14 protein-coding genes are annotated in these 14277 nt (G+C 35.8%); 10 read left to right on the forward strand and 4 right to left on the reverse strand.

Translation table 11 applies throughout. The features are described from left to right. Window positions 1–2 precede the first annotated feature (2 nt). The 4 genes from GTR01_RS10550 (at window position 3) to bioA (ending at window position 4358) form a co-directional block, all read left to right on the forward strand. A complete protein-coding gene (locus tag GTR01_RS10550) occupies window positions 3–1100 on the forward strand; it encodes an aminotransferase class I/II-fold pyridoxal phosphate-dependent enzyme (protein ID WP_228452210.1) in 1098 nt (365 codons plus the stop codon). 37 nt (window positions 1101–1137) lie between these two features. Then, entirely contained in the window at window positions 1138–1749 is a 612-nt protein-coding gene (gene bioD, locus GTR01_RS10555) for a dethiobiotin synthase (RefSeq protein ID WP_160137802.1), read from the forward strand. 2 nt (window positions 1750–1751) lie between these two features. Then, on the forward strand, window positions 1752–2732 hold the full coding sequence (gene bioB / locus GTR01_RS10560) for a biotin synthase BioB (RefSeq protein WP_410492576.1): 981 nt from the start codon (window positions 1752–1754) through the stop codon (window positions 2730–2732). A gap of 336 nt (window positions 2733–3068) precedes the next feature. After that, window positions 3069–4358, forward strand: coding sequence for an adenosylmethionine--8-amino-7-oxononanoate transaminase (gene bioA, locus GTR01_RS10565; protein WP_160137804.1), 1290 nt, complete (start codon window positions 3069–3071; stop codon window positions 4356–4358). Between the two features lie 15 nt (window positions 4359–4373). Here bioA and GTR01_RS10570 read toward each other — a convergent pair whose 3' ends face one another. Next, window positions 4374–4691 (reverse strand): winged helix-turn-helix transcriptional regulator, encoded by a 318-nt coding sequence (locus tag GTR01_RS10570; RefSeq protein WP_160137805.1) that lies wholly within the window; start codon window positions 4689–4691, stop codon window positions 4374–4376. A 91-nt stretch (window positions 4692–4782) separates the two neighbouring features. Here GTR01_RS10570 and GTR01_RS10575 point away from each other — a divergent pair, with 91 nt between their 5' ends. Further along, complete coding sequence (locus tag GTR01_RS10575) at window positions 4783–5553, forward strand: MBL fold metallo-hydrolase (protein ID WP_160137806.1); 771 nt, start codon at window positions 4783–4785, stop codon at window positions 5551–5553. 160 nt (window positions 5554–5713) lie between these two features. On the opposite strand, the gene GTR01_RS10580 is transcribed toward GTR01_RS10575, so the two are convergent. After that, window positions 5714–6919 (reverse strand): CynX/NimT family MFS transporter, encoded by a 1206-nt coding sequence (locus tag GTR01_RS10580; protein ID WP_228452211.1) that lies wholly within the window; start codon window positions 6917–6919, stop codon window positions 5714–5716. Window positions 6920–6990: 71 nt separating this feature from the next. Here GTR01_RS10580 and GTR01_RS10585 point away from each other — a divergent pair, with 71 nt between their 5' ends. Next, on the forward strand, window positions 6991–7797 hold the full coding sequence (locus GTR01_RS10585; RefSeq protein ID WP_160137807.1) for an AraC family transcriptional regulator: 807 nt from the start codon (window positions 6991–6993) through the stop codon (window positions 7795–7797). A gap of 275 nt (window positions 7798–8072) precedes the next feature. On the opposite strand, the gene GTR01_RS10590 is transcribed toward GTR01_RS10585, so the two are convergent. Next, a complete protein-coding gene (locus GTR01_RS10590) occupies window positions 8073–9422 on the reverse strand; it encodes an MATE family efflux transporter (RefSeq protein WP_160137808.1) in 1350 nt (449 codons plus the stop codon). Between the two features lie 343 nt (window positions 9423–9765). Between GTR01_RS10590 and GTR01_RS10595 the strand changes: the two genes are divergently transcribed. After that, entirely contained in the window at window positions 9766–10371 is a 606-nt protein-coding gene (locus tag GTR01_RS10595) for a hypothetical protein (protein WP_160137809.1), read from the forward strand. Window positions 10372–10472: 101 nt separating this feature from the next. Beyond that, complete coding sequence (locus GTR01_RS10600) at window positions 10473–11042, forward strand: Crp/Fnr family transcriptional regulator (RefSeq protein ID WP_160137810.1); 570 nt, start codon at window positions 10473–10475, stop codon at window positions 11040–11042. 160 nt (window positions 11043–11202) lie between these two features. Here GTR01_RS10600 and GTR01_RS10605 read toward each other — a convergent pair whose 3' ends face one another. Continuing rightward, entirely contained in the window at window positions 11203–12585 is a 1383-nt protein-coding gene (locus GTR01_RS10605) for a tyrosine phenol-lyase (protein ID WP_160137811.1), read from the reverse strand. A 304-nt stretch (window positions 12586–12889) separates the two neighbouring features. On the opposite strand from GTR01_RS10605, the gene GTR01_RS10610 reads away from it, so the two are divergent. Continuing rightward, a complete protein-coding gene (locus GTR01_RS10610) occupies window positions 12890–13576 on the forward strand; it encodes a class I SAM-dependent methyltransferase (protein WP_160137812.1) in 687 nt (228 codons plus the stop codon). A gap of 180 nt (window positions 13577–13756) precedes the next feature. Next, window positions 13757–14089, forward strand: a complete 333-nt coding sequence (locus GTR01_RS10615) for a hypothetical protein (protein WP_160137813.1) — start codon at window positions 13757–13759, stop codon at window positions 14087–14089. The last annotated feature ends 188 nt before the right edge of the window (window positions 14090–14277 follow it).

Genomic DNA, 14277 nt, shown 5'->3' on the forward strand with positions numbered 1-14277 from the left:
GGATGAACTATTTTCAGGAAGCCCTCCAAAAAAGAAAGCAAGACGGTACGCTCAGAACCTTAAAACCAAAAACCGAAGGAATTGATTTTTACTCCAACGATTACTTGGGACTTGCCAAGAACAAAGATCTTCAAAATAGGCTATTGAAGGAGATCAATGCAAATCCTCAATTAATTTCAGGAAGTACAGGTTCCAGGCTGATCAGCGGAAACAGCAGAGTAGCAACATCTGTGGAAGACTTTATTGCAGAAAGACATCGGTTTCCCTCCGCTTTGCTTTTCCCTTCCGGTTATAATGCCAACTTAGCTTTATTTTCAACACTTCCCAACCGTCATGATACCATTATTGTAGATGAGCAAATTCATCGTTCTGTACATGATGCATGTAAAATGTCAAATGCTAAAAAATTAAAATGTAAGCATAACGACACTGAACATCTGGAAAGCATTTTAAAAAGACAGGAAGGACATTGCTATATTGCTATAGAAAGCCTTTACTCCATGGAAGGAGATTTTGCTCCAATCAGAAAAATCGCTGAACTGGCAAAGCAATACAACGCTGATTTAATTGTTGATGAAGCCCATGCATTTGGTGTTTTTGGAAAAGGTTTAGTTGATGAGTATAGTTTACAGGATTTGGTTTTCGCGAATGTAATCACCTATGGAAAAGCATTAGGAGCTCATGGTGCTGCCATCCTTTGTAATGAAATGATAAAGTCTTATTTGGTCAATTTTGCTTCTCCTTTTATTTATTCTACTTCTGCCCAGGATTTTCAATGGATGAGCATAAAAACGGGGTATCACTTTTTGGAAGATCACTCGGAATTATCCAAACAGCTTCAGGAGAATATAAAAACATTCAGAAGTGAAGGCATTCCATCTCCATCTTCCGAAACTAGCCCAGTTCAGGCCATTATCATTCCTGATAACCTAAAGTTAAAGTCTTTACAAAATGTCTTATCAGAAGCAGAGCTTTTGACCTATGCGATATACAGTCCTACAGTAAAACAGGAAACCGAAAGACTTAGAATCTGTCTTCACAGCTTTAATACAAAAGAAGAGATTATCAGGCTTACAAAAATTATTAAAGATTTTATATAAGTAAAAACACCACGCATCACATAACTCAATACTTCGAATGAAATTATTTATAACAGGCATAGGAACAGAAATTGGAAAAACCGTATGTTCTGCCATTTTAGTACAATATTTTAGAGCCGATTATTGGAAGCCCGTACAATCAGGAGATCTTCATTTTACAGATAGTCATAAAATTGCAAACTGGACTGATCATACGATCTGTCATCCTGAAACATACCGCCTACAATTGGCAGCATCTCCACATCAATCCGCAAGAGCAGAAAATATACAGATCAATCTTGATGATTTTCAACTCCCGGAAACACAAAATACATTAATCATAGAAGGAGCCGGAGGGCTTATGGTCCCTCTTTCAGATGATACTTTTATGATCGACCTGATTGAAAGACTCAAACTTCCTGCTGCTCTTGTGGTACGAAATTATTTAGGATGCATCAACCATACCTTACTCTCAATCATGGCTCTGCAGCAAAAAAACATTCCCTTGGAATACCTAATTCTTAATGGAGAATTTCCCGAAGATACAGAAAGAGTAATCTCCAATTATATTACAAAAGATACAAAAATTATCAAAATTCCGGAAATACAAAGTACGGATAAAGAACACATCACAACTATTGCCAAACAATTAATAATAACAAAACTATGATAATGGATACAACAACAATCAGAAACAACTGGACTAAGGAAGAAATAGAAGAGATCTATCATTTACCTCTTATGGAGCTTATCTACAAAGCAGCAACTGTACACCGTGAATGGCATGATCCTTCAGAGGTACAAATCTCTACTTTATTATCCATTAAAACCGGAGGCTGTCCGGAAGACTGCTCATACTGTGGACAGGCAGCACGATATCATACCAATATTAAAGTACAGGCTTTATTGCCTACTGAAACAGTTATTGCCCATGCACAAAAAGCGAAAGACAGCGGTTCATCCCGTTTCTGTATGGCTGCAGCATGGCGTGAGGTTCGTAACAATCGCGATTTCGACAGAGTGATCGACATGGTAAAGGGAGTTAATGAACTTGGACTGGAAGTATGCTGTACTTTAGGAATGCTTACCGAAGAACAGGCTGTACGATTACAGGAAGCAGGCTTATATGCTTATAATCATAACCTTGACACTTCCGAACAGTATTATGAAGAGATCATCTCAACAAGAACTTTTGATAATAGAATCAACACCATCAACAATGTCCGAAAAGCAGGAATTACAGTTTGTTCTGGTGGAATTATTGGACTTGGAGAAACTCACAGAGACAGAATATCTATGTTGTTAACATTAGCTACAATGCCTAAACATCCAGAATCTGTTCCTATCAATGCATTAGCAAGGGTAGAAGGAACTCCATTAGAAGATAATGAAAAAGTGGACACCTGGGAAATGGTAAGAATGATCGCTACAGCAAGAATTGTTATGCCTTCTTCTATGGTAAGACTAAGTGCCGGACGAATAGAGATGACAGAAACCGAACAAGCTTGGTGTTTTATGGCAGGAGCTAATTCTATTTTCACCGGAGAAAGAGAAACATTATTGGTAACTCCTAACCCCGGAGTTTCTGAAGATATGCAAATGCTGCAAACCCTTGGATTAAAGCCAATGATGAAAAAAGAAAGCTGCTGCTAAAAAATTATATATAATATGAGTTTCTGGATTTTAATATTAGGCATTTTGACTTGTATTTAAGAATTGCTTGTCTGGTTGTTTAGTTCTTAATCCAGGTCTGAAGACTAAAATAATTTAATCGCCAAGATCGCTAAAGAAGCATATAAAATTGCAGATTTTTTCGTTCGCAAGGGCATTGCATTCAGTAGAGAAAAGCACATTAATTAGCCTTAGCTGAGTGAAACGCCTTTGCGATCTTAAAAATCATATTGTCAGATTATAAAGTCCTAGCGAACATTTCGTTAAAAACAAAAACTTTCACCTGACTTCAAAAGTCAAATACTTTTATATCAATACATGAATACAATAACACCAATCAACCTCCAAGAAAGGGACAAGGCAGTCAACTGGCATCCTTATACCCAGATGAAAACTGCAGACAACATTATTCCTATTGTAAAAGGCAAAGGACTTTATCTTTATGATACGGAAGGAAAACAATACATGGATGTTGTATCTTCCTGGTGGGTAACACTTCATGGGCATTCTCATCCCTATATCGCTCAACGTATATTTGAGCAGCTCAACACCTTAGAACAAGTCATCTTTGCAGGATTCACCCATGAGCCAGCTACACAGCTTTCTGAAAACCTATTGAAACTTTTACCCCATAATCAGAACAAGGTTTTTTATTCTGATAACGGTTCTACAGCAGTGGAGGTAGCATTGAAAATGTGTATTCAATATGCACACAATCAAGGAAAAGAAAAAACAAAAATTCTTGCCTTTAAAAATGCATACCATGGTGATACATTTGGAGCAATGTCTGTAAGTGGAAAAAGCTATTGGACTAAGCCTTTTGAAAGCAGGTTATTTGAAGTTATTTTCATTGATACTCCTAACGCTGAAAATCTGGAAAGCTTACAGCTGCAGATTAATGAGATGACAGATGAGGTAGCTTGCTTCATTTATGAGCCATTAGTTCAGGGAGCAGCAGGCATGTTAATGTACAAAGCCGAAGACCTAAATAATCTGATGACATTCTGCAGACAGCAGGGAATTTTGATGATTCAGGATGAAGTCTTTACAGGATTTGGAAGAACCGGAAAGCTCTTTGCAGCCCATTACCTTACCGAACAGCCAGATATTATGTGCTTTTCAAAAGGTTTAACTGGCGGAACAATGCCAATGGGAGTTACTACATGCTCCAAAGAAATTTATGAAGCATTTTGGTCTGATGATAAGCATAAAACTTTATTTCACGGACATTCTTTTACAGCCAATCCCTTAGCCTGTGTTGCAGCACTAGCAAGTATGGAATTACTACTTAAAAAAGACACTCAAATGAATATCAAACGTATTTCTCAACAGCACTCAGAGTTTTTAAAAGCTTTATCACAACATCCTCAGGTCGAAAATCCTCGTCAGATCGGAACCATTCTGGCTTTTGATTTTAAAACCGGACATGGCACTTCTTATTTCAATGAAATCGGAAAGAAATTGTATAATGAATTTTTAGAGCGTGGAATTATCATGCGCCCATTAGGAAATGTCCTTTACCTGGTTCCGCCATATTGTATTTCTTCTGAAGAACTGGATATAGTATACCAGAATATTTTGGAGATCTTGGATCAGTTTAAAAACTAAATGCAGTACAATAATCTAAGAACTTAGTTCATTTCCCCATACATGCAGCTTCGAAAGGATAGGCCCCAGCTTTTTTCCTTTTTCAGTAAGCTTATAATAAACTTCCGGAGGAAAATTATAGACTTCAATCCGTTGGATAATATGATCTTCCTCCAGTTGTTTAAGCTGCTCTGAAAGAACTTTTTTTGATACCTTTGGCATATTCCGCCATAATTCCACAAAACGTATCTCATCTTCTTCAAAAAGATTATGCAGAATTAAGGGTTTCCATTTTCCTGAAAGAATGTCCAGACTTTTCCTCAAACCACAGTTTTTAAATTCTTCAAAATTCATAGGTTACTTTAATGTAAATGGATAACCTTTTGGTAACCTTCGATTGTTGTTTAAAAGGGAACCAATAGATTTGTTCTACAAACTTAATCAAATGAAATTACAATTATGGCGCAATGCAACATTGCTATTAAATATTGATGATATCTCTATTTTAATTGATCCTATGCTTGGAGAAAAAGGATCTTTAGGAAAATTCCCCATGACTGATAATGAATTACTAAACCCTTTAGTTGATTTACCTTTTAATCGGGAAAGTTTAACAGAAAAACTGAGGATGATAGATGCAGTAGCTATTACTCATTTACATCCAGATCATTGGGATTCTACTGCCATAGAGTTTATTGATAAGAAAACAACAATTTTATGTCCGCAAGCTATTTCAGAGCAAATTAGAGAACAAGGATTTCATAACGTTATTGTGATAGGAGAGCACATTGTTTGGAATGATATTGAAATCTCTACTACAAAAGGACAACATGGCACCGGAGAAATTGGCGATAAAATGGGAACAGTCAATGGATTTGTTTTTAAAAAAGAAAAACAGTCTATTTATATTGTGGGAGACAGCATTTGGAATGATGATATTGCTAAAGAAATAGATCGCCATCAGCCACAATACATTGTTGTAGCAGGCGGAGCCGCTACATTTTCTGTAGGAGACCCTATTATTATGACGAGTGAAGATATTATCAAAGTCTGTGAATATGCTCCGAAATCTAACATTATAATAACTCATCTGGAGACTGTAAGCCATTGCAAAGAAGACAGACAATATACTCAGAAAAAAATTGATCAAAAAGGATATTCCAATCAATGCTTAATTCCTAAAGATGGGGAAACGATAAATCTGTCTTTTGACTAAAATATCAAGGAGTTCATTCAAAATTTTTCCATCTCTTAAACCTTATAGCTTTCGAAAATCTATAAGGTTTATACATTAGCACAATATATCACATTCCAAAAAAATGAGGCCTTTCAAACAGAAAAGACCTCATTATATTTTAAAATAAAACTCAGTAGCATTAATCTTCTACATATTTATTTCTTGCAGCTCTTAATCCAAAGAAAAGCATGATCAATACAGCAATACTCAGAAAATAAAATGAAGTATTCCACGAAACATCCCAATCATGTAATTTTCCAAATACAGGAGGCCCAAATGCAGCAATCAAATACCCTACAGACTGTGCCATTCCGGAAATCTTCACTGCATTAATACTGCTTTTCGTTCTCGTAGAGAAAAACAGGATCGACAAACTGAAAGAAAGACCGTTAGAAATTCCAATAATAACAGCATTTACATAGATCCATTGAGATTTCAGGAAAACAAACATCATTGTACTTCCAAACATCAAGGCACATATAAAAAGGATCATAATTCTTTGATCTTTCATTTTGCTGGCAATAATCGGGCAGCAGAAGGTGATAGGAATCATAGTAATCTGAATAACAAAAAGTACCCAACCTGAACTTTCGCCAGGCATATGATAATCCGTCAGGAAAGAAGGCAGCCAAGCCACCATGCAATAGTAAAATAGAGATTGTAATCCCATAAAAACACTGATATTCCATGCCTGAGAGGATTTAAACATATTAAAATCAGAAGTTCCTAAAGCAGGCTTAGGCTGATCGGAATTCTTTTTATTAAATATCATTTCAAGAATCAGCACCAGGAATCCCAAAGCTGCAATCACCAGCCAGATTCCCAAAGAGCCACGCCATCCAAAACCTGTCCATTCTCCGATACTCACACTGAAACCAGAAGCCAGAGCCGCAGTAAGGTTCATAGAAACAGCAAAAATACCCGTCATCAGACCAATCTGTTTCGGAAAATTATTTTTCACATATCCCGGTGTCACTACATTTCCGATGCAGATACCTAAGCCAATAAATACTGAACCGATAAACAGTAACCATAGAGAGCCTGTAATCCTTAGAAATAATCCAAAACTTAGAATAATTAATGAATACATCAACAGTTTACTGATTCCAAGTGTATTAGAAAACCGACTTACCAAAACCGAACAGACAGCAAACATAAAGAGTGGAATAGAGGTAAGGAGACTTACCTGAAAATTATCTAGGTGTAAAGCATCCCTCACATCGCCTAGCACCGGAGATACCGCAACAATTGGAGAGCGGAGATTACTGGATATCAGAATAACCACCAGTACATTTAAAATCATTAAAACATAAGAAGCATTCTTTTTCACTTCGTTCTTCATCATAGTAAAAACTTTTACACAAAATTAGTGTAGTAATTTTGTTTAATTTTGCCAAAGTTTTAACCTAAAACGACATGAATGCCAACGACAGTATAAAAATAGATGCGCTTAATAAGCCTTATTTTGTCTGGTTTGAAGAAAACTGGATCCATGATGATGTTCTCCACAAGCACCAAAAGGGACAATTGGTGTATGTAGAAAGCGGGTTCCAATATATTACCATTGAAGAAAGGATTTATCTTCTTCCTCAGAATTATGCCGCCTGGATTCCATCGAATGTGATTCATAAAACCAATTCTCATTCTGAAAAGATCAAACTGATGATTATGTTTGCGGATACAGATCAGAAAAATTCCTTTTATGATGAGGTGACAGTGTTTTCTGTTCCTCCTGTATTGAGAGAAATGATAAAATATGCTGAAAAATGGTCTAAGCTCATGAAAAAGGATTCTGATGAAACCCTATTTTTAAAAGCTCTTTTTAATGAACTTCCTCATTTTGTAGAACATTCTTTGAAGCTTCACCTCTGCCTTCCCAAAGATAAACGATTGGAAAAAGTCATTGAACACCTTCATGATTATTACAATACAGAAATCAAAATAGACGATCTTGGTGAATTGGCTCTGCTTTCTTCCCGAAGCCTGGAGAGAATCTTTAAAAAAGAAACCGGTCTTACATTAAGTAAATACCAGCAAATGCTTCGTATTATTAAAAGTCTGGAATTTTTGAGCTCCGGAAATTTAACAATATCAGAAACTGCTTATAAAATCGGTTACAAAAGTGTACAGGCTTATACCCGAAGTTTTCAGGCTGTGATGCAGTTCAGGCCCACGGATTTTATTAAAAACATTAATCTAGGTCTAGAAAAAGGGATTTATTAACATTGAAAAATCACTGTATCCAGCTATAGCAAGTTATTACAAATTCATTACTAAGTAAATAATTCCCATTTTGATCATTTATTATATTTATAGCAAATTACCAAATATAAAACCAATTAAAGCAAAAAGGCCTCCAGAGAGGAGACCTTAAAAAAACACAAATGATGAAAAAAAATTATTTCGATTCACAAATATAAGCAAAATTTATATTATGCATCGCATTATACACGTAATTTCTTTAAAAATTATTTATTTTAATTAAAAATTATCTTTTATTAAAATATTGGGATTTTTCTTAACATTTTGAAATTTAACCGTATCATGTAAATTACTCCACCAAACACAACCCATTCTATAATGGCACTTACCACATAAATACTTCGGATTCCATACAACATAGGAACGATAAGAAGGGCAGGAATATATAATACCAGCTGTCTTAATATACTGATCACAGTAGCAGGCCGGGCATTTTCCACAGAAGGAAACCAAACCATTGCCATAAAAATAAAAGGTAAAGCAGGTAAAACACTCATATAAATCCTGAAATCAGTAAGCTGACTAGCCTGAAAAGAGACATTGGGGATCATTACAGAAAGTACTTCTGCAGGAAAATACATTACAAAGAACCAGAAAGGAAGTAAAATAACCAATCCTGTAAGAGAAAAAAGCCGATAAGCTTTCATGCTTCGTTCGTATTTCTCTGCTCCGAAATTCATTCCCGATACAGGCTGCAATGCCCTCATAAGTCCCCACAAAGGAGTATTTAATAAAATATAAAACCTATTGACTGCAGTAAAAAAGGTAACATCCGTTTCTTTTCCATATTTAGCAATCACATTAAAAACAACAATATTTTGAACCACAATCATCACCATCATGATAAAACCGGGCATTCCCAATGAAATAGCCTCTTTAATAATAGCTTTATCATACTTTAACGACCAAAAATGAGTTTTAAAGGAAGATTTTCCGGATGCATAATACCAAATTCCCAACACCATATAAATGATCATGGAAATATTAGTAGCCCAAGCTGCTCCGCTTACTCCACCACCAAAAGAATCAATAAACAAAGGTTTTAATGCTACATCTACAATCAATCCTACAGCAATCATCCAAGCCGCAGTTTTCATACGCCCTTCAGCACGAATCAACATGTTCAGTGCCAGCCCATGAATCCAAAAGAAACTCCCCAAAATCGTTGATCGGAAATATTCTACTCCTAAAGTCAGAATTTCCCCTCGTCCACCCATCATATAAACCAGTTCCTTAGCAAAGACATAACAGGGAATGGTAATGGCTAGAGAAAATAGTAATGTAAGGAAATTAACTGTTCCCATAGCGCTGTTGAGTTTATCTTTATCTCCTGCACCAATCCAAATACTCACTGCAGATCCCACACCTGTTCCTATTAACGTTCCAAATCCCTGTGCAAACTGTGCTAAAGGATAGGCTACACCCACTGCAGCTAACGCCGTATTACTGATAAGATGACCTACAAAAATCCCATCCAGAAAATTATTCAGCCCATATAATACCATGGCTATTACTGCCGGCCAGGACATCTGCCACATTACATTTCGCAGATTCCCATTTAAAATAAGCTCTCTTTGTTTTTCCATTGTATATCGTAAATTTTTGAATAGAGGAGTCATAAAGGAGGCCGGACTAAGAAGAAAGAAATTATAAGAATCCTAATGATTCATTAAATCTACATTACACATTACCACAAAAATAAATTTCCAGCTGCTTTTTGCCGGCTTCCCATGAACACTCACTTTAGCATTAAGGATGCTGATATTAAAATTTTAGACAAACTTACTAGCCCCGACAGTAAATCAAGATCCTTAAAACGGAATAAATAGTCCGTATAACGGAGTAATTTTATTCAATGAAATACCTCTCATTGTGATGCTGCTCATAAAATAAGAGACATTAATTCCTTTAATTTGAATAAAAAGAGGCATGAAACCAAAAGAGATTAAGGGAGTTCCCCGACAAAATTCAGGCGGATTCCATGATACCGAAAGTGAGAGGCAGTTTGCCAAAGTGATGATCCCGCTTAAATTTGAGGTATTAAAAGAAAGATTTTTTTCAATTAATAAATGGAAAAGCTACTGTGGAGAAGCATTTGCGGACTTTAAGCTCTATGATTATTCAGGAAATCCCGTACAGCGGGAACATCAAAAAGGAGACTATATCCGCATTAATATTCCCGGTCCGGGAGAAATAGAAGCCAAAGGCTATGATTGGGTAAAAGTAACAGACATTTGTTATTATGAAAATGCCACTTCAGAAAGTATTACAATGACCTGTAGCCCATCCATAAACCCTCTGGAGAAAAACCATCATATTGCTCATTTTTACAGTTCAAAAGCTACTTTTACCTTTATGATTAAAAGATATCCTTCTCATTTAAAAGCGGCTGTATATGGACGAAATGAATCTCCAAATTATAATGCTGGCTTTGTTGATATCCTCAGAAACATAGCTGTAGCGGTAGGAGGGATGGCAGGGATTGCCAAAATTCAATGGAAGAAACTGGCAGACGGGTTTCTTGACTTTGATTAAAATAAGAGGGCTGCTTTCGAAGTGATATTAGAGCACTAAGCCAACAAAACATAAGCAAATAAAGCATTTATCACTACATTTGTAATGATTTATTGACATACATGGAGGAACAATTAGTTTCATATATTAAAAATAAAATATCGGTAACAGAGCAGGAGATGGATACTATTCTGTCTTATTTTAAACCCATTCAACTAAAAAAGAATGAACTGCTTCTTATGAACGGACAATCCAGCCAAAGAACATTCTTTGTGGTGAATGGATGCCTTAGAATTTTTTTCATCAATGAAGAAGGACAGGATTCTACCCGTTATTTTGCTTTTGAAAATCAATTTGCTACAGCCTTAGTGAGTTTTATTACTGCAGAACCTTCCGAAGAATTTATTCAGGCAGTAGAAGAGACTCAGGTCTATTATATCACTCATAAAGACTTTTATCATTTACTGGAAATCATTCCACAATGGGAAAAATTCTACAGAATCTATCTTGAAATTGCCTATGTAACGAATACCAAGCGACTGATGTCTTTTCTCGTACAGGATGCATTAGAAAAATATCGCCAGTTATTGGCTGAAAATCCAATCATAGTACGCAGACTTTCCAACAAAATGGTAGCTTCTTATCTTAATATTTCTCAGGAAACACTAAGCAGGCTCAAATCTAGACTTTAGGTCATTATTCTGAAAGCTCTTAGAAACTTAATCTACTTTAATGGTTTAAAGTAATTCCTGATTCCTTTATCTTAATTTTCAACCGTAGTTAAAGGCACAAAAAAGCAAGTTCTTTAAACTTGCTTAGATATTAGTATAAAATAAATCATTATTATAAAAATTATAATTTTTCAAATCTCGCTTGAAAGAAACGTAAATATTTTGGTTCATAAACCATCTTCAAACCTCTTGCCTGATCTCTGTTTTTATACAAATCTATAACAGCCTCAGCAACAACATCAAAATGGGATTGTGTATAAACACGACGAGGAATTGCTAAACGAACAGTCTCTAATTTAGGACGAATTTCTTCACCAGTATCTTTGTTGCGCCCCGCAGATACAGTTCCGCGCTCCACAGAACGAACCCCTGCATGAACATATAAATCATTGGCTAACGACTGAGCAGTATATTGTTCTTGCGGAATATGAGGATAGAATTTAAGAGCATCAATAAATACTCCATGCCCACCAATTGGCAGAACGATCGGGATTCCCGCAGCTATTAATTTATTTCCAAGATATTCAGATTGCGCAATTCTATGAGCCATTACATGGTCTTGGCATGACTCCAACATGCCTCGTGCCATCGCTTCCATATCACGCCCTGCCATTCCACCATAAGTTTGCAGTCCCTCATAAAGAACAACCATATTACGCATTTTTAATGCCATCTCATCGTCATTACAAGCCGCAAAACCACCAATATTGGTATGAAAATCCTTCTTGCCAGAACAAGTTGCACCATCAGTATGCGAACACATTTCTTTCAAAATTTCTTTTACAGACTTGTTTTCATATCCATTTTCGCGAACCTTGATGTAATAAGCATTTTCCATTGCACGAGTCGCATCAAGAATTACTTTAATCCCATGCTTGCGTGCGAGTTCGCCTGTTGCTTTGAGATTCGCCATTGAAACGGGTTGTCCACCTGCAAGATTTACAGTAACACCTACCGTGATATACGCAATATTTTCAGCACCAACTTTTTTAATCAGATCTTCGAACTTTTGCAAATCTACGTTCCCTTTGAAAGGATCAGTATTATAAGGATCATGTGCAGCATCAACAATCACATCCACAAAATTTCCACCTTGCAATTCTTGATGGGCTCTTGTTGTTGTGAAATACATATTACCGGGAACATATTGACCAGGCTTGATTAACGTCTGCGAAACCAGATTTTCTGCACCACGTCCTTGGTGTGTTGGTACTAAATGTTTGTAGCCAAAACATTCGTACATTGCATTTTCAAGGAAATAATAATTTTTGCTGCCCGCATACGCTTCATCCCCAAGCATCATTCCTGCCCATTGATATTCGCTCATTGCATTTGTCCCGGAATCTGTCAACAAATCAATATAAACATCTTCGCTTCGAAGCAAAAAAGTATTATACCCAGCTTCTTTAGCCACTTTTTCTCTATACTCTTTTGTAGTAATTTTTACAGGCTCTACCATTTTAATTTTGTAGGGTTCAGCCATTGGATTGTTTGTTAGCGCCATATTTCTATTTTTATATTAATAAATGTTTATTGGTGATTATTATTCACTACTTAATGATTTCTAAGTTAGTAAAAAAAAATAATGGATTAAAAAATGAATATTTTTTAATTGTTAATTCTGTAACATATTTATAACCTCGAAGAAATTCTTATCAGCCTCGCATGAATCATTAGTAAAGCTATTCTCCTATCAGGGCGTATCCTTTTTAGGTTTTAAATGGTGAATTATTATATGATAAAAAAGCAGCTATGTTTTTTCAACGTTCAGGATAAAATGTAAATTTGCAGTCATTAAATCTATTGTAATGATTGAAAGAATAGCAACCTATTGGGATGATAGAAGTGAATCATGGCGCAAGGAAAAAGATGAAGCCTGGTCTCGTCCTGAAACGGAAAAATGGTTAGATTTTTTTAAATCGGTGAAAAACCGTACAAAAGGGAATAAAGTCCTTGAAGTGGGTACAGCCACAGGATATTTTGCCCATATTATGACCTTAGCAGGTTTTGAAGTAACTGCTGTGGATCTTTCACCACAAATGATTGAAGCTGCCAAACAAGTCAGTGAAGTACTACAAATACCTGTAGAATATGCTGTAATGGATGCTCACTCCCTGCAATTGGAAGACAATACCTTTGACATAGTATTTACACGACTTATGACATGGACGGTTCCAGATTTAGAAAAGTGCTATCTGGAAATGGAGCGTGTTCTGAAACCGGGAGGAACATTGCTAAACTTTGATGCCGATTTCGGAAAAACAGTTTTTAGCACAGACCGTCACGACGAATGCCCATCCGGAGCCATCCAAGAGGTGAATGATATTAAATCTGAATTGGAAATCAGCAAACATGAACGTCCCTCAAAAGATGTAGAAGTGCTTCGTGCCATTGGATTCAATTCGATCAATGTTGATATGAATGCACAAAATCACATTTTAGGACTGCCTGAAGAAACAGAAGGTCTTTTTATGCTGGAAGCCACCAAAAAATAAAAATGTAGCAAATACGCCAAAATAAAAGTCCTCAGTTTTAATGATTGAGGACTTTTCATATCATTAAGAAACAAAGAAAACCTCTTTATTAAACAAAAATTAATCTTTCTCTTTTTTCTCAGGAAAAATTTAAGCCCTATATTTGCAAGGATGTTAAAATGGTTCTCCATAATATGTTCAATGATGTATGTGCTGGCTACCACCAATGCGGGGGAAGTACTGAAGGTGCCTATGTTTGTGGAACACTTTATGGAATATCAGGGAAACCTTTCGGAATTTGTCATGGAACACTATGACAACCATAAAAAAGATTCAGACTGGGATCTGGATCAAAAGTTACCATTCATCAATCCACCAATTGTACTCACTGTACATGCTCAGCTTCCTGATTATACTTTTGAAATCAAGAAACCTAAGGAAATTAAAATACCTCAAAAAAACAGTATTTACCAGGAAAAAGACTTCTCAAATCTTTACCTTTCCAATATTTTCCAGCCTCCACGGCTTTCTTAATTGATTTAAATTAAAAATTAATACTTTAAAATTTACTTAAAGTAATCGATTCTTATTGCCTATCAATTAACCTATAACATTTTGTTCGTTTCTTTTTCTGCATCGCTTATGTTGTAAAATACTTGAACTATTGACATCGTCAACAAGTCAATAATTTCAAGCAGGATGAAGATTTTCATATTTTCAAA

This window comes from Chryseobacterium sp. c4a (assembly GCF_009900745.1).
Classification (GTDB): domain Bacteria; phylum Bacteroidota; class Bacteroidia; order Flavobacteriales; family Weeksellaceae; genus Chryseobacterium.

Bases quoted from the DNA above. Each gene is read 5' to 3' on its own strand.
- GTR01_RS10605 (WP_160137811.1), bottom strand. From the start codon at position 12,585: ATGGCGCTAACAAACAATCCAATGGCTGAACCCTACAAAATTAAAATG.
- GTR01_RS10595 (WP_160137809.1), top strand. From the start codon at position 9,766: ATGAAACCAAAAGAGATTAAGGGAGTTCCCCGACAAAATTCAGGCGGA.
- GTR01_RS10580 (WP_228452211.1), bottom strand. From the start codon at position 6,919: ATGATGAAGAACGAAGTGAAAAAGAATGCTTCTTATGTTTTAATGATT.
- GTR01_RS10585 (WP_160137807.1), top strand. From the start codon at position 6,991: ATGAATGCCAACGACAGTATAAAAATAGATGCGCTTAATAAGCCTTAT.
- GTR01_RS10610 (WP_160137812.1), top strand. From the start codon at position 12,890: ATGATTGAAAGAATAGCAACCTATTGGGATGATAGAAGTGAATCATGG.
- bioB (WP_410492576.1), top strand. From the start codon at position 1,752: ATGGATACAACAACAATCAGAAACAACTGGACTAAGGAAGAAATAGAA.
- GTR01_RS10590 (WP_160137808.1), bottom strand. From the start codon at position 9,422: ATGGAAAAACAAAGAGAGCTTATTTTAAATGGGAATCTGCGAAATGTA.
- GTR01_RS10550 (WP_228452210.1), top strand. From the start codon at position 3: ATGAACTATTTTCAGGAAGCCCTCCAAAAAAGAAAGCAAGACGGTACG.
- bioD (WP_160137802.1), top strand. From the start codon at position 1,138: ATGAAATTATTTATAACAGGCATAGGAACAGAAATTGGAAAAACCGTA.
- GTR01_RS10615 (WP_160137813.1), top strand. From the start codon at position 13,757: ATGATGTATGTGCTGGCTACCACCAATGCGGGGGAAGTACTGAAGGTG.
- GTR01_RS10600 (WP_160137810.1), top strand. From the start codon at position 10,473: ATGGAGGAACAATTAGTTTCATATATTAAAAATAAAATATCGGTAACA.
- GTR01_RS10570 (WP_160137805.1), bottom strand. From the start codon at position 4,691: ATGAATTTTGAAGAATTTAAAAACTGTGGTTTGAGGAAAAGTCTGGAC.
- bioA (WP_160137804.1), top strand. From the start codon at position 3,069: ATGAATACAATAACACCAATCAACCTCCAAGAAAGGGACAAGGCAGTC.
- GTR01_RS10575 (WP_160137806.1), top strand. From the start codon at position 4,783: ATGAAATTACAATTATGGCGCAATGCAACATTGCTATTAAATATTGAT.